Source organism: Chromohalobacter sp. (assembly GCF_039830575.1).
GTDB classification, from domain to species: Bacteria; Pseudomonadota; Gammaproteobacteria; order Pseudomonadales; family Halomonadaceae; genus Chromohalobacter; species Chromohalobacter israelensis.
The window spans coordinates 130,012-149,937 of the sequence record NZ_JBDOOX010000015.1 but is presented as its reverse complement, the minus strand read 5'-3'; the positions used below and the strand labels follow the sequence as shown (position 1 = coordinate 149,937).

Annotated in this window: 16 protein-coding genes; 2 read left to right on the top strand and 14 right to left on the bottom strand. The window is 64.8% G+C overall.

Features of this window, described 5'->3' with window-relative positions; genetic code table 11:
* Window positions 1-7: 7 nt before the first annotated feature.
* Both ABGX75_RS15315 and yrfG read right to left on the bottom strand, forming a co-directional pair.
* On the bottom strand, window positions 8-400 hold the full coding sequence (locus tag ABGX75_RS15315) for a S4 domain-containing protein (RefSeq protein ID WP_011507952.1): 393 nt from the start codon (window positions 398-400) through the stop codon (window positions 8-10).
* Between the two features lie 105 nt (window positions 401-505).
* Entirely contained in the window at window positions 506-1,180 is a 675-nt protein-coding gene (gene yrfG / locus ABGX75_RS15310) for a GMP/IMP nucleotidase (RefSeq protein WP_035413742.1), read from the bottom strand.
* Window positions 1,181-1,260: 80 nt separating this feature from the next.
* Here yrfG and nudE point away from each other — a divergent pair, with 80 nt between their 5' ends.
* Window positions 1,261-1,896 (top strand): ADP compounds hydrolase NudE, encoded by a 636-nt coding sequence (gene nudE, locus ABGX75_RS15305; RefSeq protein ID WP_110062215.1) that lies wholly within the window; start codon window positions 1,261-1,263, stop codon window positions 1,894-1,896.
* A 141-nt stretch (window positions 1,897-2,037) separates the two neighbouring features.
* Here the strand turns inward: nudE and ABGX75_RS15300 are convergent, their stop codons facing one another.
* The 12 genes from ABGX75_RS15300 to ABGX75_RS15245 all read right to left on the bottom strand — a co-directional run bounded on the left by ABGX75_RS15300 (window position 2,038) and on the right by ABGX75_RS15245 (window position 18,994).
* Window positions 2,038-2,421: a hypothetical protein gene (locus ABGX75_RS15300; protein ID WP_011507955.1), complete on the bottom strand. Its 384-nt coding sequence runs from the start codon at window positions 2,419-2,421 to the stop codon at window positions 2,038-2,040.
* Window positions 2,422-2,586: 165 nt separating this feature from the next.
* Complete coding sequence (locus tag ABGX75_RS15295; protein ID WP_011507956.1) at window positions 2,587-3,639, bottom strand: oxidoreductase; 1,053 nt, start codon at window positions 3,637-3,639, stop codon at window positions 2,587-2,589.
* Window positions 3,640-4,016: 377 nt separating this feature from the next.
* Window positions 4,017-5,729 carry a dihydroxy-acid dehydratase gene (ilvD, locus tag ABGX75_RS15290; protein WP_011507957.1) on the bottom strand — a complete coding sequence of 571 codons (1,713 nt, stop codon included), beginning with the start codon at window positions 5,727-5,729 and terminating at the stop codon, window positions 4,017-4,019.
* A 274-nt stretch (window positions 5,730-6,003) separates the two neighbouring features.
* Window positions 6,004-8,451, bottom strand: a complete 2,448-nt coding sequence (gene lon / locus ABGX75_RS15285) for an endopeptidase La (protein WP_011507958.1) — start codon at window positions 8,449-8,451, stop codon at window positions 6,004-6,006.
* 90 nt (window positions 8,452-8,541) lie between these two features.
* Window positions 8,542-9,771, bottom strand: coding sequence for a DUF945 family protein (locus ABGX75_RS15280; RefSeq protein WP_347411137.1), 1,230 nt, complete (start codon window positions 9,769-9,771; stop codon window positions 8,542-8,544).
* 54 nt (window positions 9,772-9,825) lie between these two features.
* The gene (locus ABGX75_RS15275; RefSeq protein ID WP_347411136.1) at window positions 9,826-12,039 is read right to left on the bottom strand and encodes an ATP-binding protein; all 2,214 of its coding nucleotides are present in this window, start codon (window positions 12,037-12,039) and stop codon (window positions 9,826-9,828) included.
* 2 nt (window positions 12,040-12,041) lie between these two features.
* Entirely contained in the window at window positions 12,042-12,530 is a 489-nt protein-coding gene (locus tag ABGX75_RS15270) for an oxidoreductase (protein ID WP_317986249.1), read from the bottom strand.
* A gap of 162 nt (window positions 12,531-12,692) precedes the next feature.
* On the bottom strand, window positions 12,693-13,493 hold the full coding sequence (locus ABGX75_RS15265; RefSeq protein WP_224113707.1) for an MOSC N-terminal beta barrel domain-containing protein: 801 nt from the start codon (window positions 13,491-13,493) through the stop codon (window positions 12,693-12,695).
* A gap of 196 nt (window positions 13,494-13,689) precedes the next feature.
* Window positions 13,690-16,275: a TRAP transporter permease gene (locus ABGX75_RS15260; RefSeq protein WP_347411135.1), complete on the bottom strand. Its 2,586-nt coding sequence runs from the start codon at window positions 16,273-16,275 to the stop codon at window positions 13,690-13,692.
* A gap of 158 nt (window positions 16,276-16,433) precedes the next feature.
* The gene (locus tag ABGX75_RS15255) at window positions 16,434-17,411 is read right to left on the bottom strand and encodes a TAXI family TRAP transporter solute-binding subunit (RefSeq protein WP_011507964.1); all 978 of its coding nucleotides are present in this window, start codon (window positions 17,409-17,411) and stop codon (window positions 16,434-16,436) included.
* 249 nt (window positions 17,412-17,660) lie between these two features.
* Window positions 17,661-18,473: a sulfite exporter TauE/SafE family protein gene (locus tag ABGX75_RS15250; protein WP_011507965.1), complete on the bottom strand. Its 813-nt coding sequence runs from the start codon at window positions 18,471-18,473 to the stop codon at window positions 17,661-17,663.
* A gap of 41 nt (window positions 18,474-18,514) precedes the next feature.
* A complete protein-coding gene (locus ABGX75_RS15245; RefSeq protein WP_011507966.1) occupies window positions 18,515-18,994 on the bottom strand; it encodes a DUF192 domain-containing protein in 480 nt (159 codons plus the stop codon).
* 67 nt (window positions 18,995-19,061) lie between these two features.
* On the opposite strand from ABGX75_RS15245, the gene ABGX75_RS15240 reads away from it, so the two are divergent.
* On the top strand, window positions 19,062-19,925 hold the full coding sequence (locus ABGX75_RS15240; RefSeq protein WP_035413719.1) for an EamA family transporter: 864 nt from the start codon (window positions 19,062-19,064) through the stop codon (window positions 19,923-19,925).
* Window position 19,926: the final 1 nt, after the last annotated feature.

The following is a 19,926-nucleotide window of genomic DNA, read 5'->3' as shown; positions in this document are numbered from 1 at the left end:
GGCGTCATCAATCGTCGAAGCCATGGCGTTGGAAGTGCTGAATCTCGCGGCGCTGCTTCTTGTCGGGTCGTCCGCGCGGCCCCTGCATGCTCTGATTGGCCAGGCGGCGGTTTTGCGCCTCGCGTTCGCGGCGCGAGGCGCTGGCCGGGGTCTCGCGATAGAGCTCACGCGCCTCGGCGGCCCCGCGACGCTGATCGGACAATCCGGTCACCTCGACCTCGAGCGTGTCCCAGCCTTGCGGCACCTTGAGCAGGGCGCCGAGCTCGACGCCCTTGCTGGTCTTCACACGTCCACCGTTGTAATGCACCTTGCCGCCCTCGATGGCCTTCTTGGCCAGGCCCCGGGTCTTGAAGAAGCGTGCCGCCCATAGCCACTTGTCGATACGTACCGTGTCGCTCATTGCTCCCCCTTATCGCGCCGCGCCATGCAGGACGGAATCACGCCCCGCGCGAACGGGCATAACGTGGGCGCCGGCGCCGCGCTTTTCAAGGCTTCCCGGCATCGACTACCGCCTGGAGATCGCGGGCATTTCTTCCGGCAGGAGAGCGGCGAAGCGCTCGAGGGCGATGAAATCCTCTAGCTCGCGCTCGGGGCGCTGGCTGTCCGGCTGCTTGATCCCCAGCAGATAGCGAATGCCGTATTCACGCGCGCTTTCCAGCACCGAGGGATTGTCGTCGATGAACAGGGTTCGTGCGGGGTCGAACGGCTCGACGTCCTGCAGCGCGAACCAGAACTCGGGAGCTTCCTTGGGAAAGCCCACATCCGCCGAGGAGACGATGGCATCGAGATAATCCTCGAGACCGGTCAACGGCAACTTGAGAGCCAGGCTCTCGCGGTCGGCGTTGGTCGCCAGTATCACGCGCGGATGCGCCTGCTTGAGCCACTTGAGGAAGTCCAGGGCATCGCTGCGCAGGCCGATCAGATGCTGGACCTCGCGCTTGAGCGCGACCACGTCGACCCCCAGCTCACGGCTCCAGTACGCCAGGCTGTACCAGTTGAGCGTGCCCTGCTCGCCGATGATGCGCGCGCGCAAGGCGCGCTCGTGCTGGGCATCCAGCTTGTGCAGCTCCACGTAACGCTGCGGCAGGTGCTCCAGCCAGAAATGACTGTCGAAGTGGAGGTCCAGCAGCGTGCCGTCCATGTCGAGCAGTACGGTGTCGATGGCGTTCCAATCAATCATGCGGGGCTCCGCCAAGATGGATATCGAAGGTCTTGTGCTCTTATTGTACGCTGCATGGCAGAGACCCGCACGGAGACACCATGGCCTTTTCTTCCCGCTCAGGCGATACCCCGCCGCTCGCGCCCGAGACCGACGGAACGCGTTCCAAGCCACGCATCCTGGCGCGCCACGAAGTCGCACGCAGCCGCTTGTTCGCCATCGAATCGCTGGAACTGCGGTTCGCCAACGGTGCCGAACGTACCTTCGAACGCCTCACGGGCAGCGGCAACGGTCATGGCGGCGGTGCGGTCATGATCGTGGCCATGCCGGACCCCGACCACGTGCTGCTGATCCACGAGTATGCCGCGGGCTTCGACGACTATGCATTGACCTTGCCCAAGGGCCTCGTCGATCCCGGGGAAGACGTCGTCAGCGCCGCGAATCGCGAGCTGATGGAAGAATGCGGAGTGGGAGCCCGGCACATCGAGCCCTTGGTGGAGCTGTCGCTGGCGCCCAACTACATGAGCCACCGCATGCACGTGATGCTGGCCACCGACCTGTACGAAAAGCGCTTGCCCGGCGACGAACCGGAACCCCTGATCGTCGAGCGCTATCCTCTCGAGGACATCAACGGCCTGCTGGCCCGCGAGGACTTCCACGAAGGACGTGCCATCGCGGCGCTGTTCATCGCACGCGACCGTATGCGCAGCGAGCGCGTCGACGATGCCTGGTGGTAAGGCAACGGGCCGACACCTGGCGACTGGTCGGTCACGACGAAACGAGGCCCCGACATGTCGGGGCCTCGCGTCATCGCATCCTGTGATGTGCCGGCTCTATCCATGAGCCTTGCGGTCATCCCGCTCGGTGCGGACTGTCGTTTAGTTCGGATCGACATCCTGTGCGGAATCGACACCGTGATTGTCGGCAGGATCTTCCATGCTTTCCGGTACCGGACCATCGTCGGCGGAAGGCGCAGCGGCCGTCCCGCCTTGCGCTTCGGTGTCGCCATGTTCGGTATTGGCGGATCCCGTTTCGGTGCTCAGATTTTCCTGCTCCCCACCGGGAATGCTGTTTTCCCCGTCGACATGACCTTCGGTCGTGCCGCTGGCGGTACCACCCTCCACCTTGGTAGAACCTTCTTCGGTGTTGGCGGAGCCAACCTGAGCGCTGGTATCGGGCGCGCCGTCATCGTTCGCCAGCGCACCGGCAGCGGGCAATGCCATCAGGGCGGCAAACGTCAGAGCGGTCAACTGCTGTTTCATGCGAATCCTCCTTAATTCTCTCAGCCTTCACATTCAGGTGAAGCGCCTGGGTCGCCTGGCAAAACGCCTTGGCCTAACCCTATACAGACCCTAGACAAGGAAACGGCATGATGCAAGGAATTCGCGCATCGAATCCATGCATGCCCTGTCTCTACCAGCCACCCATCACGCGACTGGCTCGGCGGCGCCCGACCCCGCACTGCGCCGCCCCGCCTCGAGCACGCGCATCACGGCGAGCGCCTCGTCCACGGGTACCGGATTCGCGCCTTCGCCACGTATCGCTCGCCGGATCCCCGCGTAATAGGCCGGATAGTCTCCCGCACGCGTGTGCACTTCGCGCAGTTCCGGGCGTGCACTGGCATCGCGCACCTTGCCCACCGTATGCAGTCCATGCCGATGGTCTTCGCCCCACTCCGGCGTGGGCAGGCGGTCACCTCGCTTGAGCATGTCCTCCTGGGGGTCGAGCCCGTGCTTGACGTAACTGCCGTGCGTCCCATGGACCGAAAAGCGTGGCGCAGGCGCGGCCATCAGGCTGCCCGCGTGAAGAATCACGCGCAGCCGGTCATAGCGCAGCACGGCGTGAAAATAATCGTCGACCTGCGCCCCGTCCCGCTGGCAGGCCTGGTCGAGCCATATGTCGCGAGGCAGCCCGAACAACACCAGCGCCTGGTCGATCAGGTGAGGGCCCAGGTCGTACCAGATACCGCCGCCCGGCGTGTCGGTCTCGCGCCAGCGCGCCTTGACCTCGGGACGATAGCGGTCGAAGTGCGATTCGAAATGCGCGACCCGCCCCAGATCGCCACGCTGCAGCAGGTCACGCACGGTCAGAAAGTCCGCGTCCCAGCGCCGATTGTGGAACACGGAAAGCAGCTTGTTCGCTTGCGCCGCTTTCTCGGCCAGGGACTCGGCCTCCGCAAGCGTCACCGTGAACGGCTTGTCGATCACCACGTGCTTGCCGGCGGCCAGGGCGGCGCTGGCGAGGTCGTAGTGGGTATCGTTGGGGGTGGGGATCACCACCAGGTCGATATCCTCGCGCGCGAATAGCGATGCCGCGCTGGACTCGACCTCGACCTGCGGCCAATCGGCCCTGACCTTGGCGGCATCACTGCTGGAAATCGCCGTCAGTGCCATGCCGCTGTCCGCCATCAGCAGCGGTGCGTGAAACGTCTTGCTGGCGAAGCCATAGCCCACCAGCCCCACCTTGATCTCATCGGTCATGCGTGAATCCCTTCTGCTCCTGCGCTACCTGCTCTGATCTCGCTCCCGGGCGCCCCACTGCCGACCATCGGCACATACCGTGACAAAGCGTCACCAAAAAACCGCACTGCCCGGTACCGCGCGAGCCATACTGAAAGGTGGCTCCATGCATCATGCCACCGCCACCCGGAGAGACGTTATGTGCTGCTCGGAAGAGAGTCTCGAAATGCTACTGGATTTATTATGGTACGACATCGAGCAGTGGCTAATCATGGACGACGCTGCCAGCACCTGGCAACTCGCCGCCTGACCGAGCCATGATCGTTACCGCGAGGCCCGCACTGACACGACAGCGCGGGCCTCGTTCTTGAAGGATACCTGGCAACGAGATGCCGCGATCAATCGTCCAGCGCTTCGGGCAGATCGGTGACCGCCCCTTTCGATGCCGAGCTGACCGTCTTGGCGTACTTGGCCAGCGTGCCGCGCGTATAACGCGGTGCCGGGCGCTTCCAGGCCGCACGGCGGCGCGCCATCTCGGCGTCGTCGATATGCAGCGTCATGATGTCGTTCTCGGCGTCGATGGTGATCTCGTCACCGTCCTCGACCAGGCCGATGGGGCCGCCGACGAAGGCTTCCGGCGTAATGTGACCGACCACGAAGCCATGGCTGCCGCCGGAGAACCGTCCATCGGTGATCAAGGCCACCTTGTCGCCCAGGCCACGGCCCATGATCGCCGAGGTCGGCGTCAGCATCTCGCGCATGCCGGGACCGCCCTTCGGCCCCTCGTAGCGAATCACGACGACGTCACCGGCGGCCACGGTCAGGTCGTTGATGCGCGCCTGGGCCTCCTCCTCGGAGTTGAACACGCGAGCACGCCCGGTGAAGCGGGTACCTTCCTTGCCGGTGATCTTGGCCACCGCTCCCTCTGGCGCCAGGTTGCCGTAGAGAATGCGCAGGTGGCTGCTCGATTTGATCGGTGCCTCCAGCGGCTTGATGATTTCCTGCCCCGTCGGATAAGGCGTCACGTCGGCCAGGTTCTCGGCCAGCGTCTTGCCGGTCACGGTCAGGCAATCGCCGTGGAGCAGCCCCGCATCGAGCAGGATCTTCATCATCGGCTGAATGCCGCCGATCGCCACCAGCTCGCTCATCAGGTAATGACCGCTGGGACGCAGGTCGGCGAGCACCGGTACGCGCTTGCCGATCTCGGTAAAGTCGTCGAGCGAGAGCTCGACCCCGATGGTGTTGGCCATGGCAATCAGGTGCAGCACGGCATTGGTGGAACCGCCGAGGGCGATGACCACGGTGATGGCGTTCTCGAACGCCTTGCGGGTCATGATGTCCGAGGGCTTGATGTCCAGCTCGAGCAGCTTGAGCACGGCTTCGCCGGCGGCGCGGCTATCGTCCTTCTTGCTCTGGGATACCGCGTCCTGAGCCGACGAATTGGGCAGGCTCATGCCCATGGCCTCGATCGCCGAAGCCATGGTGTTGGCGGTGTACATGCCGCCACAGGAGCCCGGCCCGGGAATCGCGACTTCCTCGATCTGCTTGACCTCGATCAGCGACTTGTTGCCCTGGGAGTAGGCGCCCATCGCCTCGAATACCGAGACCAGGTCGGTGTGCCCGGCACCGGGCTGGATGGTACCGCCGTAGACGAAGATGCTGGGCCGGTTGAGACGTGCCAGGCCGATCATGCAGCCGGGCATGTTCTTGTCGCAGCCACCGATGGCCACCACTCCGTCGAACCCCTCGCAGCCGGAGACTGCCTCGATGGAATCGGCGATGATCTCGCGCGAGGCCATCGAATACTTCATGCCTTCGGTGCCGTTGGCGATGCCGTCGCTGATGGTGATGGTATTGAAGACCACGCCCTTGCCACCGGCGGCGTCGGCGCCGTCACTGGCGGCGTCGGCCAACACGTTGATGTGGCTGTTGCACGGCGTGACGCGACTCCAGGTCGAGGCGATCCCCACCTGCGGCTTCTTGAAATCCTCGTCGGTGAATCCGACGGCACGCAGCATGGCGCGACTGGCGGCCTTGCCGGGGCCGTCGACCACGATGGAGGAATGACGGCGACGGTGATCGGCGTTGGCGGGGGAGTCCTGCTGGCTCATCAAGTGCTCCTGTTGTGTCGGTATGCCCCACGGGCGGATGTTCGGCGACGCCTGCCGGCTGCGATGATCCAGCGAACGATGACGGGCGGCATGCGTCTCGGGTGTCACGGTCACATGACGTTGCGTGGGCGTGATGGCTCTTGTGGAGCGGCGCTCGAGAAAGCGAACGGGCACGCCCCTCGCAGCAAGGGGTAGCCCCATTGTAACGACGTTGGGCGCGATCGGACATCCGATCGCGCCCAATATCAGGCGGGAAATGTCACCGACGGGGCTCTCAGTCGAAGGCGACCTTGGCCACGTCCCGGTAGCGATTGGCGAAGTGCACGGTCATTCCCTCCTTGAGGTAATCGGGAAGCTCTTCGTAATCGCGGCGATTGGGCTCGGGCAGGATCAGCTCGAAGATATCGCTGCGCCGCGCGGCGATCACCTTTTCGCGTATGCCGCCCACCGGCAGCACCTGGCCGCTGAGGGTCAGCTCCCCGGTCATCGCCAGCGGACGCCCCACCGGCTGCTGCTTGGCCAGCGACAACAGGGCAGTGGTCATCGTCACGCCGGCCGATGGCCCATCCTTGGGCGTCGCCCCCTCCGGGACGTGGAGATGAACATGCGTCTCGTCGAAGAAGGTCGGATCGCCGCTGAACTCCTTGAGGTGGGCCATGGCGTAGCTGTAGGCGATGTTCGCCGATTCCTGCATCACGTCGCCGAGCTGGCCGGTGAGCTTGAGACCGCGTGACTTCGCATGCACGCGGGCGGCCTCGACCGGCAGCGTCGCCCCGCCCATGGAAGTCCACGCCAGACCGGTGACCACCCCGACACCCTTGAGCACCTTCTCCTTGCGGAAGATCGGCGCCCCCAGGAACGTCTCGAGGTTGTTCACCGAAATCTTGACCGTCTCCTGCTCGTTCTCGAGCATCGCCACCGCCGCCTTGCGCACGATCCGATGCAGCTGCTTCTCCAGCTGACGCACCCCGGCTTCGCGGGCATAGCCCTCGATGACCTTCCTGAGCGCGGCATCGGTGAGATTGATCCGCTTCTTGGGGATGCGGTCGCGCTCGAGCAGCTTGGGCCACAGGTGGTGCTTGGCGATGGCCATCTTCTCCTCGGCGATGTAGCCGGAGAGACGAATCTGTTCCATTCGGTCGAGCAGCGCCGGCGGGATCGAGTCCAGCGTATTGGCAGTGCACACGAACAGCACCTTGGAGAGATCCATGCGCACGTCGAGATAGTGATCGAGAAAATCGACGTTCTGCTCGGGGTCGAGCACTTCCAGCAGCGCCGAGGCGGGATCCCCCTGAAACGACTGCCCCATCTTGTCGACTTCGTCGAGCATGATCACCGGATTCTCGACCTCGACCTCCTTGAACGCCTGCACCAGCTTGCCCGGCATCGCACCGATATAGGTACGACGGTGACCCTTGATCTCGGCCTCGTCGCGCATGCCGCCCACCGAGAAGCGATAGAACTCGCGTCCCAGCGCCTCGGCGATGGAGCGCCCTACCGAGGTCTTGCCCACCCCGGGCGGGCCGACCAGCAGCAGGATGGAGCCGCCGACGTCGCCCTTGAAAGTGCCCTCGGCGAGGAACTCGACGATGCGCTCCTTGACGTCGGTCAGGCCATCGTGGTCGCGATCGAGCACCTTGCGGGCGCGCGGCAGATCGAGCTGGTCCTCGGAGGTGATGCCCCAGGGCAGCGAGGTCAGCCAGTCGAGATAATTGCGCGTGGTGCCGTACTCGGGCGAGCCGGTCTCGAGCACCGAGAGCTTGCCCAGTTCGTCCTCGATGCGCTCCATGACATGCTCGGGTACCTGCAGGTTCTCGAGCCGTTCGCGGAACGTATCGACGTCATTTTCGCGGTCGTCCTTGGAAATGCCCAGTTCGCGCTGGATGACCTTGAGCTGCTCTCGGAGAAAGAACTCGCGCTGGCGCTCCTGCATCTGCGCATTGACCTGCTCGCTGATCTCGCTTTGCAGTTGCGCGACCTCGATTTCCTTGCGCAGCAGCGGCAGGACCTTCTGCATCCGCGACATCACCGGCAGGGTCTCGAGCACCTCCTGCAGCTCGCCCCCCTTGGCCGAGGTGATGGCGGCCGCGAAGTCGGTCAGGGGACTGGGCTCATGCGGGCTGAAGCGATTGAGGTAGTGCTTGAGCTCCTCCCCGTACAGCGGGTTGATCGGCAGCAGTTCCTTGATGCCGTTGATCATCGCCATGGCGTAGGCGCGCGCTTCCTCGTCGCTGGCCTCGATGGGCTCCTTCGGATAGCTCACCTCGACCAGGTACGGGGGCTTCTTCGACAGCCAGCGCACGATGCGAAAACGCCGCACCCCCTGCGCGATGAACTGGATCTGCTGATCTTCCACCTGGGTGCGGTGGACCTTCACCGCCGTACCGATCTCGGGAAAATCGTCGGGCCCCAGCTCGTCGACGCCGGCATCGCCGACATAGGCCACGCCGACACTGTGATGCGGCGTGTTGTCGACCCGATCCATCGTCTCCTGCCAGCGCTCGCGGTGGATGACCAGTGGCTGCACCTGAGCGGGGAAGAACGGCCGGTTGTGAATCGGCAGCAAGTAGATGCGCTCGGGCAAGTACTCCTGGGTCGGCACGACAGCTCCGCCATGGGACGTCGAGCCATCCCGTTCGGAGAGGGTGTCATCGGTGTTGCGCGGAGACCCGTCGCGTGGGGCGTCGAAGTCCCGGGGTTGATCCTGGTCGTGTTCGCTCATCGTTCACCTTGAGATTCGTCGGGCAAATGCCGCATTTGCCAAAGGGATGCGGGCGCGCCACGCGAACTTCAAGCCTGGATGTCCTGCCGGTTACCAGCGGAGCGCTTGTCCGTTGACCTGCCACTCGCCTTGCGACACGCGAAACTCCAGGCGCGACGTGTCCGGCGACAACCCTAGATACAGCGACAGCAGTGGCGGTGCATCGCGCAGCGTGACTCGACCGTTCAGGCGTCGCTGCAGATGCCGCCAGAAGGCAGAGGTCGTCACCGAGCGCGCCGCCAGGGGCGCCAGATCATCACCGTCGAGCATCATCTCGCCGTGCGCCCGGCTATCGACACCGAATGCCTCGCTCGACACCTGCAAGGACGACAGGATCAGGCGCGGCGAGTCCTGCAACAGCGCGACGAGCACCGGCGTCAGGCGCTCCCAGTCGACGGTGCCGGGGGCGACGGTGTCATTCTCGGCCGACGCCACCGCCTGGTCGCGCATGTGCGCGATCAAGGTTCGCACGGCCTCGCCATCGACGTCTGTCAGCGACAGCGCGAGTCGTCCCGACGCCACCTGCTCGCCGCCCACGACGACGGAACCGACCCGGCCCTCGCCACGGTAGTGCAAGGCGTCGTCGTCCAGGCGAATGTCGGCTTCATGGGAGACATTCTCCAACGCGAACGGCGCGCCACCGAGCAGACGCAACTCCGCCAGGGAAAGCGACAGGGTGTGACGAAACCGGCGAGCATCGCCACGAAAGCGGCCCTGGACGTCGAGCTCGCCCGACAGGATGCCGCCGTTTTCACGGGTCAGACGCGAGGGCGCCGAATGCAGGTGATAGCGCACGTCCCCGACATGACCGGACAAGGTGAGCTCGCCCGCGCCGAGGCGGGCCCGTGACGCCGCCTCCCCGCGCAGGGTCGCCGTCGACCAGACCAGGCGCCCCGTCATCTCGCGCGTCAGAGTGCGATAGGTGGCGTGCCATGTCGGTGCCTCGCTGGTCTGCCACCGCGACTCGTCCATCCGGGGCAGCTCGATCTCGCCGTCGAGGCGGGTAGCGAGCAGGCCGTGTCGCATGCGGTAGGGTAAAACGATGTCGAAGGGTGCATGCCCGGCGGGGGCATCCGCCGCGAGTCGCAGCACGCCGGACGAATGTCGCCACCCATGTTCGACCTCATGGCGCGAGGCCTGCCACCCGGGTTGCGCGTCGAGGCGCTCGGTCAACCGCACCAGAGCACGTTCACCGGCCTGGCTCGACCACCACTGCGCCGTCCCGGCCCCCATGCCCAGCAGCAACGCCACACCACCCGCAACCCACCAGCGCTTGCGCATCTCGTCATCTCTCCCGATGATTCAGCGTCTCGACGGACCGGTATGCCGCCATTGTCAGTGAGGCATGTCGTTGGCCATGCGCAATGCTTGCCGCGATGCGGCCAAGGTAGGGCGCAAGGCCTCCCATTGCCGGCCGACTTCCTCCACGTCGCCCTGACGGGCGGCAGCCTCCAGCCGGTCGCTGTCGCGTACCAGACATGCCAGATCCAGCGATGCCGACTCACCCTTGAGCCGATGCGCCAATTCGGCAGCCCGTGCCAGGTCCGACTGCGCGATGGCGGCCTCCAGGGCATCCTCCAGAAGACGCGCTTGATGCTGCCAGGCCGCGACCAGCGCACTGCGCTGCGCCTTGCCGAGCGTCTCGCCCAGCATCGCGAAGGCCTGGTTGTCGAGCAACGGCGGCTCGCCAGCGTCCGTTTCCGCCGCCGAGGGCGCCGCCGCCGCCGGCATCGGCTCGGTATCGACATCGCACAGGCCGTAGCGTATCAAGACGTCGCGCAAGGCTTGCTGACGAATGGGCTTCGTCAGTACCTCGACCATGCCGGCGTCCAGCGCGCGTTGATGCTCGAGGGTCGTCACGCTGGCGGTCATCGCGATCAAGGGCGTGGCCTGATTGGGACCGGTCTGCTGACGCAGGCGCCGGGCGGTTTCCGGACCATCGAAGCCCGGCATGCGGATGTCCAGGAATATCAAGGCGAACGGCGTGTCGGCGGTCAGCTCCAGGGCAGCCTCCCCGCTATCGACCACCGTTACCGTCTGTCCGAGGCGCTCGAGCATGGCAACCGCCACCTGACGGTTGACGGGATTGTCCTCCACCACCAGCAAGGGCGCCGGGCAGGTATCGCGCGCGCTCGCGTCCGCTTCCTGCTGGGGAGCCGTCGCCGGAGTCTCGCTCGCGCTGGGCAGCGGCAGCTCGAACCAGAATCGGCTGCCCTCCCCGGCGGGGCTCGACACCCCGATACGCCCCTGCATGGCCTCCACCAGACGCTTGCTGATCGCCAGCCCCAACCCCGTACCGCCTTGATAATGCACGGCGGAAGCCCCCTGGTAGAACGGCTGGAACAAGCGCTGCGGGTCGGCATCTTCGATGCCGCAACCGGTATCGCGAACTTCGAAGTGCATCCAGTCGCCGCGCATCGGCTTGACGATCAGCGTCACACTGCCACGAGAGGTGAACTTGAGGGCATTGGAAAGCAGGTTGAGGAGCACCTGACGCAAGCGTCCGGCATCGCCCAGCGAGTGCGACGGCACGCTGGGGGCCACATCGCTGATCAGCTCGACATGCTGGGCCCGGGGCTCGAGCAGCCGCAGCAGCGAGTCGATCAGGGCCTGGAGTGAAAACGTCTCGCGCTCGATCTCCAGGTGCCCTGCTTCGATCTTGGAAAAATCCAGCAGGTCGCTGATCAGGGTCAGCAGCTGAGAGCCGCTTTCATGGATCGTCTCGACGTATTGATGGGAGGTCCCGTCCAGTTCCCGCTCACGCAGCAATTCCGTCATTCCGAGCACGCCGTTGAGCGGTGTGCGAATCTCGTGGCTGACCGTGGCCAGAAAGTCCGACTTGGCCTGGTTGGCGCTTTCTGCCTCGCGCGCGGTGTCCTTGAGCTCCTGACTGAGGTGTTCCAGTGCCTGGCGCGCGGCGATGTTATCGCCGGCCTCCTGAAACAGAAACCGGATCACCAGCACGGTGGCGCCGCACATCAGCAGAATCAGCGCCAGCAAGGTGGCGTACAGCGTGAGCTGCACTTCCCGCTCGCGCGTCTTGGCCTGCGCCAGGTAGGCATTGACCGCCACCACCAGACGCTCGCTGAGACCGCTCAGGGCTTGCAGCCGCTCGTCCAGGGCCGACAGGCGCGGCGTGTCGGGCGACATGCGTCTCAACGCGGCATCGAGTGCATCGCTGCGCGACAGAATCTCGGGCACCAGGGCACGCGCATCGGGCAACGACCGAAACAGCTCCGCGATCTCGCCCTGGCGCAGCAGGTTGATGCGGCTATACAGCAGCTCGAACCGCATGCGTACGTCGTGGAGCGCCTGCGGGGTGTCCTCGGCCTGCAGCACCGCGTTGCGCATCTGGATGGTTTCGCGGTCCAGCTTGTAGGCCGCCCAGGCGGCATCGCCGGCCACGTTCTTGGCAAGCACTTCCTGACGCCAGACGATCAGGCTGACGACGACCAACGCAGCGGCGAAAAACAGGATCGCCGCGGAGGCTCCGAGCTTGAGCCGCAGCGGCAAGCCGGTGACCAGACGAAGACGCGAGCGCCAAGCCATCGTCACTCCACGACGATGCGCGAGACTTGCCAGACCGAGCGGAAACGTACCGCCTCGGTCTGCAACTCGGGATGATCGTCGAACGGATAGAGCACGAACAACGGGCCGTATTCGCGTACCGGCATGGGCTCTCCATCACGCCGCATGGCCAGGATGACACCATAATCCCGCGCCTCGCTCAGCGGTACGTCCGCGGCGAAATCATTGAGTGCGACCACATGCAGTGAGTCGCCCTGGCCCCCCACCGCGTCGACGAGCCCGCTCAGCAGCGGCCCCTCGAAGCGCGACACCCCCGCGGTCCAGGGCGTATGCGTCACGATGGTGCCTTGAGGCAAGCCTCTCAGCATGGCGCGGTCGAAGCGAGCCACGCCGTCGCCGTTGGTACGCACGATATCGCCGCTCACCGTCAGCATCACCTCCCCCCGGGGAGTCGGCAACGAGCTTGCCTGTGCCGACGTCATGCCGACCAGCGCCACGAGGATGGCGATCACCAGGCATCGCGAGCCTCGGTACCTGTTATTGCATCGTCTCACTACCGTTTCCTGCATGACTCACCGTATGTTGATACCCGATAGCCGCGTTTTGGTGATAGGCGTGACCCTATCACCGGACCGCCACATTTTCATGCCCGCCCCGGGCCATTGATGCCTCGATCAGAGGGCATGCTCCAGCACCTCGACGGGCGCACCACGCATGATGCGCCCTTCGTTTTCGGCGATGAGATTCTGCCCGAAATACACCTTGCCGCCTTCGCCGCGCCGATAGCTCGCCAGGGTTCGCAACGGCTCCCGGCCGGCCTTGAACGTTCCCGTGGCGGGATCGACGCTGATCATCGCGCAACGCGAGCACGGCTTGCCCACGCGCATCACGACCTCGCCGATACGAATGCGCCGCCAGGTATCCTCGGCGTAGGCCTCGGTGCCGGCGACCACCAGGTTGGGACGAAACTGCGCCATGACATGCATATCGTCGGTCCGCGTGTTGAGATCGGCGAGCGAGGCTTCGGAAACCAGCATCAACGGATAGCCGTCGGCGAAGCTGACACGCCGTGCGATGCTGTCGCGGTAACGCGGGGATTGCTCGCCCAGCCACAATAACCGCGCCGGCTCTCCCGCAACCTCACTGAACCAGGCATCGAGACGAGGGTGCGTGGTCAAGGCCTGAAAGTCGTCGGCCCAGACCGTGGTGGCGAACGCTGCGCGTGCGAAATCCGCCACCGCCATGTGCAGCGTCGGCAGCTCAGGGTGAGCAAGCGTTAGCGTCTCACCATCGAAGGTCGTCATGGCACGCTGGAGCTGCGGGTGCGTGCGAGCGGTCAGGAAGGTCCCATCGGGCTTGGCGACCATGAAACGGCGGTCACCCGCCAACCCCTCTTCTCCAACCCAGGCCGCGTCTTGCGAGCGCCCTGCCGTGGATTTGGTGGGGTACAGGTGAATCGCAGACAGCGTGACCATGACAACCTCGCGTGACGTGGGAACGGAAGAATGGCGGCACCGGGCCGCATGCTCGCCATTGTCGCAAAAAATCCCGGTCGCCGCTGCGCCCTGCCACCATCAAGCGCTCTCGTGGATCTGCCGTGGACCGTAAACGAAGACGCCCGCCCCACTAGGGGACGGGCGCCCAAGTCACGATGGCAGTCCGATACGGCGATCAGGTCACCGCATCGGGCGCCTGACGCCGCCGACGCTGCAGCCAGACCACGAGAGCGAAGACTGCCAGCCCGGGTATCCACATCCACTCTTTCGGCCAGCGTTCCACTGGCGCACGGATGGCGACGATTTCCTGATCGAAGTCGAAGCCCAGCTTCTCCGCCTGGCTGCCGAACTCGGTCATGTCGACCAGCGTCTTGCCATCCTGCTGCATCAGCGTCAGCCCCAGGTTCTGCATGCGCTCGGCACCCGTATCACCATCCGGCGCCGGCACCAGGATCACGAAACTGGTCGGCGCACCGTAGGCATCGAGGCCGTCGATTCTGACACGCAGGTTGCTGTCATCGTCGATGGCACCCAGCGCCTGCTCGAACTGCGCGGGCGGGATATCGCGATACGGATCGTGAATCGTATCCATCCAGAATCCCGGGCGGAACAGGGTAAACGCCACCAGCAGGAGCAACAGGCTCTCGTACCAGCGGCTCTTCACCAGCATGTAGCCCTGCGTCGCGGCGGCGAAGATCAACATCGCCACCGTGGCGACCACGAAAATGAGCAGGCCATGCCAGAGATTCACGTCGATCAGCAGCAGGTCGGTGTTGAAGATGAACAAGAACGGCAAGGCCGCGGTACGCAGGCTGTAGTAGAACGCCTGGAAACCGGTACGAATCGGGTCGGCCCCGGAGATCGCCGCGGCGGCGAACGACGCCAGCCCCACTGGCGGCGTCACGTCGGCCATGATGCCGAAATAGAACACGAACAGGTGCACCGCGATCAACGGCACGATCAAGCCGTTCTGCTGCCCCAGCTGCACGATGACCGGTGCCAGCAGCGCGGAGACCACGATGTAGTTGGCCGTGGTCGGCAGTCCCATGCCCAGGATCAGGCTCAGCACCCCGGTGAGCAGCAGCATCAACAGCAGATTGCCCATCGACAGCGTTTCGACCAGATCCGCGAGCACCAGCCCCACACCGGTCTGCGAGACGGCACCGACGATGATCCCCGCCGCCGCCGTGGCGATACCGATGCCGATCATGTTGCGCGCGCCGTCGATCAGCCCTTCCCAGAGATCGATGCAGCCACGCTTGACCTCCTGGCCCAGGCCCCCGCGTCCCCGGAAGAACGCTTCCAGCGGACGCTGGGTCAGGATGATCACGATCATGAACACCGTCGCCCAGAACGCCGAGAGGCCCGGCGACAGACGTTCCACCATCAAGCACCACACCAGCACCACGACGGGCAACAGGAAGTACAGCCCCACCATAACCGTGGGCCGCGTCTGCGGCAGCTCGGTCATTTCGCTGTTGGCATCGTCGTGGGCGAGCTCGGGGTAGCGCGACCCCACCTTGAGCAAGCCCACGTAGACCACAGCCAGGCCTATCGCCGCCACCCAGGGCATGGCCTCGCCGAGCACCGGCTTGAGCCAGCCCAGGCCGTAATAGACGACCAGCGCCAGCACCATGATGCCGATCAGCCCGGTCAAGAACCCTACCGCCTTCTGCAGGAAAGGACGCACCGGGTTGCTGCTTTGCAGCCCCTTCATGTTCGCCTTGAGCGCTTCGAGGTGCACGATGTAGATCAGCGCGATGTACGAAATGACCGCCGGCAGAAAGGCATGCTTGATGACCTCGACATAGGGAATGCCCACGTACTCGACCATCAGGAAGGCCGCGGCCCCCATGACCGGCGGCATGATCTGTCCGTTGACCGAGGAAGACACTTCGACCGCGCCGGCCTTGGTCGGCGAGAACCCGACGCGCTTCATCATGGGAATGGTAAAGGTACCGGTGGTCACGGTATTGGCGATCGAGGAGCCCGAGATGAGCCCCGTCATGCCCGAGGCGACGACCGCCGCCTTGGCGGGACCGCCACGGTAGTGCCCCAGCATCGAAAAGGCGACCTTGATGAAATAGTTGCCGGCGCCGGCCTTGTCCAGCAGGGCACCGAACAGCACGAACAGGAACACGAAACTGGTCGACACGCCCAGGGCGATGCCGAAGACGCCTTGCGAGGTCAGCCACTGGTGATTGACCAGTCCATAGAGACTGACGCCACGGTGCGCCAGCATTCCCGGCATGTAAGGGCCGGCCAGCGAATAGACGATGAAGACCAGAGCCACGATCATCAGCGGCGGCCCCAGTGCACGGCGGGTCGCCTCCAGCAGCAGGAGCAGGCCGATCACCCCGATGATGACGTCTTGCAGGATCGGCGCGCCGGGACGCTGCGCCAGCTGCTCGTAGAAGACATACATGTAAGACGCGGCGAAAGCGCCCACCAGTGCCAACCCCCAATCCAGCAGCGGCACGCGATCGCGCGGGGAACGCTTCAGGGCCGGATAGGCCATGAAGGCCAGGAAGATGGCAAACGCCAGGTGAATGGAACGTGCCTCGGTGGCACTGAAGATCCCGAACCCGAACACGAAAGGCAGGGGCGAGGCGATCCATAACTGAAATAGCGACCAGAGCGCCGCTACGCAGAGCAGCAACTTGCCCACCGGACCGCTCGGGTGACGCGATCCGGTCTCGTTGGCGGTCAGCGCCTCCAGCTCGGCGTCACGCGAGGGTGCCGTCGACTTATCGTCTTGCATACTGTTGTCCTGGTGGTGCCGGTATCCGACGCACGAGGGAGCCGCGTCGACCGGCGTGAAAACACATCACAGGCCTCATTCGCCATCGCGTCGCCAGAACCAGCGATGCGCGGCGCCGAAGCGGCCGCGCATCATTCATGACGACGTTGAGCCGACGCTTACAGCCAGCCACGTTCCTCGTAATAGCGCTTGGCGCCATCATGCAGCGGCGCGGACAGACCGTCGGAGATCATTTCTTCCGGCTGCAGGTTGGCGAAAGCCGGGTGCAGACGCTTGAAGCGATCGAAGTTGTCGAACACCGCCTTGACCACTTGATAGACGACGTCGTCATCCACCTTGGAGGAGGTCACGAAGGTCGCCTTGACCCCGAAAGTCTCGACGTCCTCGTCGTTGCCCTTGTACATGCCGCCGGGAATCACCGACTTGGCATAATAGGGATACTCCTCGACCAGGCCGTCCACCGCGTCGTCGTTAAGCGGGACGAGATTCGCATCCACGGTCGTGGTCGCTTCCTGAATGGCGCCATTGGGATGACCGACCACATAGGCCATGGCATCGATGTTGTTGTCCGCCAGCGCCGATGCCATTTCCGCGGCGCCCAGCTCGGAAGCCATCGAGAACACGTCGGTGTCCCAGCCTTCGGCTTCCATCAGCACTTCCATGGTCGCGCGCTGGCCCGATCCCGGATTGCCGATATTGACACGCTTGCCCTTCAGGTCGGCAACGCTGTTGATGTTGGCGTCCTTGCGTGCCAGAACCGTCAACGGCTCGCCGTGCACGGAAAATACCGCACGCAGGTCTTCCATCGGCTGCTCGAAGTCTCCCTCGCCATTGTAGGCGCGGTACTGCACGTCCGACTGGGCGACGCCCATGCTCAGCTCACCGGACTTGATGCCGTTGATGTTGGCCACCGAGCCGCCGGTAGAAGGCGCATTGCAACGAATGTTGGTCTCATCCGAGTTGCGATTGACCAGGCGACAGATCGACTGACCGACCACGTAGTAGACCCCTGTCTGCCCACCGGTCCCGATGGTGACGAAGCGCTCCTGGTCCTGCGCCACCGCCGGCGTGGACAGCGTGGCAGCACCCAGCAGGGCCCCCGAGAACAACGCAGCGGTAAAGGCGTAACGTTTCATGCATGCACCTCTTTAACATTATTTTGACGAACCGGCGGCCGGAACGAGGCCCGCGCCGGTAACAGGGAGCGGCCCGAAGCCCCGGCGTCGCGGCGCCTTCAGGTGCATTCGGTTCCCTTGCCATCAGCGTAGGCAATATGTGCCGATGCCGATAGCCGGCGGGCATGATAACCGCCCGTTGCGCCGACCGGAACAGACGTTTGACATATCCAGCCCGCATTAGACCAACGTCTAATGCGAGATTGTCTGCTAGCCCGACAAGACGGTGAACAGCATCTTCACCGACAGCGCCATCAGCACGAAGGCGAAGATCCGCTTGAGCATGGCCACCGGCAGACGATGGGCCAAGCGAGCCCCCAGCGGCGCGGTAAAGAAGCTCACGATCGACATCGACACCACCGCCGGCCAGTAGATGAAGCCCAGCGTCCCCGCAGGCAACGCCGCCTCGCCCCAGCCATTGATCAAATACCCCAGCGCTCCCGCCAGCGCGATCGGCAATCCCACGGCGGCGGAGGTCCCGATGGCCCGGCGCAGGGCCACGTTGCACCAGGTCAGAAACGGTACCGTGAGCGAGCCACCGCCGATGGCGACCAGGGCGGAGATACCGCCGATGCCCAGCCCGACGCCCGAGATCCCCCAGGCGCCCGGCAACGTGCGCGTCGGCGCGGGCTTGAGGTTGATCAGCATCTGCAGCGACACGAATGCCATGAAGCACGCGAAGAACACCGCCAGCCCCGTGGTGGGAACGTGAGAGGCGAGAAACGTCCCCAGGAAGGTACCGAGCAGTATGCCCGGCGTGATGAAGCGTACCACCGGCCACGCCACGCCGCCGCGCCGATGATGCGCCCGCAGGCTCGCCAGCGAGGTGGGCACGATGGCGGCCATCGAGGTTCCCAGTGCCACGTGCACCAGCGTGTCGTGAGGAAATCCCTGAAGCGCGAACAGCGAAGTCAGCACCGGCACCATGATGCCGCCGCCGCCGACCCCCAGCAGTCCGGCAAAGATGCCCACCGCGCCGCCCAGCGCCAGATAGGCCAACCACCAGATAAGATCCAACGTCATGTCTCCTCGAAGGGTGAACGAAAGCTTGCCAGTCTCTGCTCTCAACGCGATGGCAGCAATGCGGCGATCGGCAGGCGGTCGCCCACCTCGAGCCCATGGCGGGAAAAGTAACCGGCGTTGACTTCCAGAGCCGCACGAAACGGTGCGCCGGCCGCGTAACGAGGGCAGTCCTCACGCGAGGCGGTACGACAAGGCAGCATGCGACGGATCGCGCGAATCTCTCCATCCGCGCCGAGAAAAGCGATGTCCAGCGGAATCAGCGTGCGGTACATCCAGAAGCTCGACGTCGGCGGCTGCTGACGTGCATAGACGAACAGCATGCCGGCGTCCGGCGCCAATGTCTCGCGCCCCATCAATCCTCGCGCCCGCTCCTGCGGCTGCCTGGCCACTTCCACCGACAACTGGTGCTCGGCAAACGTCAGGGTGACGTGGTCGAGCCCGGCCCGTGCCTGGCCGGCACCCGCCGACATCCACAACAGCCCCCCCCAGGCGACGAGCAGAACGTACTTCATGCGCATCATGCGTTATCCTCTTGTCTGTCACTGCGTGGACGCCCGCGAGACGTATCCGTTTTCACAAGGACAGCCCGTGCCCCTTCGCGATCTCCTGCTCGGCCTGACGGTCATCGTCATCTGGGCCTTCAACATCATTGTCATCAAGGTCGGCGTGAACGACATGCCTCCACTGATGCTGATGACACTGCGCTTCATGCTGGTCGCCGCGCTCGTCGTCCCCTTCACCCGCGTGACCCGCCCGCAACTGCCGTGGCTGCTGGTGCTGTCGGTGACCTTCGGCGGCCTGCACTTCCCGCTGCTGTTTCTGGGCCTGGGACAGGCGGAGGCCGGCACCGGCGCCTTGCTGGTGCAGATGGGCACGCCCTTCGCCACCCTGCTGGCCGCCATCTTCCTGAAGGAACGCCTCGACGCCCGACGCCTGCTCGGTCTGCTGCTGGCATTCGCGGGGGCGGTGGTACTGGCGGGCGGCCCCGCCCTGCCCGATGCCACGGCGACGCTGACGCTACTCACCAGCGCCCTTGCCTGGGCGGTCTCGACATTGATCATCAAGCGCGCCCCGAACATTTCGCCGCTGACCATGACCGGCTGGATCGCACTCTTCGCGATCCCCCAGGTCGCGCTCGGCAGCTGGCTCTTCGAGAACCACCATGTCGCAGCGCTCCAGCAGGCGGGATGGTCAGGCTGGGGCGCGGTATTCTACACGGCCGTGATGTCGTCGATCCTCGCCTACGGCCTGTGGTATGCCCTGCTCCGCCGCCATCCGATCAACCGTGTCGTTCCGCTGACGCTGCTGATGCCCGTGATCGCCGTACTGCTCGGGGTCTGGCTGCTGGGCGACGGCCTGGACAGCCATAAACTGCTCGGTGGCGCGCTGGTGATCGCCGGGCTGGCCGTCATCAATCTCCCGGGGCGTCGGCGCCCTCTCCCGATGCGCTAGA

Coding starts and splice junctions, on each gene's coding strand:
- ABGX75_RS15315 (WP_011507952.1), bottom strand. CDS start 400: ATGAGCGACACGGTACGTATCGACAAGTGGCTATGGGCGGCACGCTTC.
- yrfG (WP_035413742.1), bottom strand. CDS start 1,180: ATGATTGATTGGAACGCCATCGACACCGTACTGCTCGACATGGACGGC.
- nudE (WP_110062215.1), top strand. CDS start 1,261: ATGGCCTTTTCTTCCCGCTCAGGCGATACCCCGCCGCTCGCGCCCGAG.
- ABGX75_RS15300 (WP_011507955.1), bottom strand. CDS start 2,421: ATGAAACAGCAGTTGACCGCTCTGACGTTTGCCGCCCTGATGGCATTG.
- ABGX75_RS15295 (WP_011507956.1), bottom strand. CDS start 3,639: ATGACCGATGAGATCAAGGTGGGGCTGGTGGGCTATGGCTTCGCCAGC.
- ilvD (WP_011507957.1), bottom strand. CDS start 5,729: ATGAGCCAGCAGGACTCCCCCGCCAACGCCGATCACCGTCGCCGTCAT.
- lon (WP_011507958.1), bottom strand. CDS start 8,451: ATGAGCGAACACGACCAGGATCAACCCCGGGACTTCGACGCCCCACGC.
- ABGX75_RS15280 (WP_347411137.1), bottom strand. CDS start 9,771: ATGCGCAAGCGCTGGTGGGTTGCGGGTGGTGTGGCGTTGCTGCTGGGC.
- ABGX75_RS15275 (WP_347411136.1), bottom strand. CDS start 12,039: ATGGCTTGGCGCTCGCGTCTTCGTCTGGTCACCGGCTTGCCGCTGCGG.
- ABGX75_RS15265 (WP_224113707.1), bottom strand. CDS start 13,493: ATGGTCACGCTGTCTGCGATTCACCTGTACCCCACCAAATCCACGGCA.
- ABGX75_RS15260 (WP_347411135.1), bottom strand. CDS start 16,275: ATGCAAGACGATAAGTCGACGGCACCCTCGCGTGACGCCGAGCTGGAG.
- ABGX75_RS15255 (WP_011507964.1), bottom strand. CDS start 17,411: ATGAAACGTTACGCCTTTACCGCTGCGTTGTTCTCGGGGGCCCTGCTG.
- ABGX75_RS15250 (WP_011507965.1), bottom strand. CDS start 18,473: ATGACGTTGGATCTTATCTGGTGGTTGGCCTATCTGGCGCTGGGCGGC.
- ABGX75_RS15245 (WP_011507966.1), bottom strand. CDS start 18,994: ATGATGCGCATGAAGTACGTTCTGCTCGTCGCCTGGGGGGGGCTGTTG.